Here is a 275-nt window from a genome sequence, read left to right on the forward strand (position 1 = left end):
GTTTTTAACAGCCTCAACATTTGCGAGCCAAGCAGAAGAAGCTCAAACAGCAGCCCCCACCAATGCAAAAACAGCTTATATAATTGACAATCTTTATACGTTTATGCGCTCTGGTGCGAGCAAAAACTATCGTTTACTCGGCTCTATTGATGCAGGCACACAACTGACCTTATTATCGAGTGAAGAAAACGGTTTTTTAAAAGTTAAGGATGATAAAGATCGTGAAGGTTGGGTTGAAGCTAAATACATCACACAAACAGCTGGCTTACATAAGC

General features: G+C 40.4%; 1 protein-coding gene. It reads left to right on the forward strand.

Annotation, left to right across the window (positions count from 1 at the left end):
- On the forward strand, positions 1-275 hold a 275-nt coding region (locus AAEY62_RS22300; RefSeq protein ID WP_350636589.1), incomplete at both ends, for a TIGR04211 family SH3 domain-containing protein.

The sequence above is a fragment of the Pseudoalteromonas sp. GW168-MNA-CIBAN-0100 genome, from assembly GCF_040309225.1.
Taxonomy (GTDB): domain Bacteria; phylum Pseudomonadota; class Gammaproteobacteria; order Enterobacterales; family Alteromonadaceae; genus Pseudoalteromonas; species Pseudoalteromonas arctica.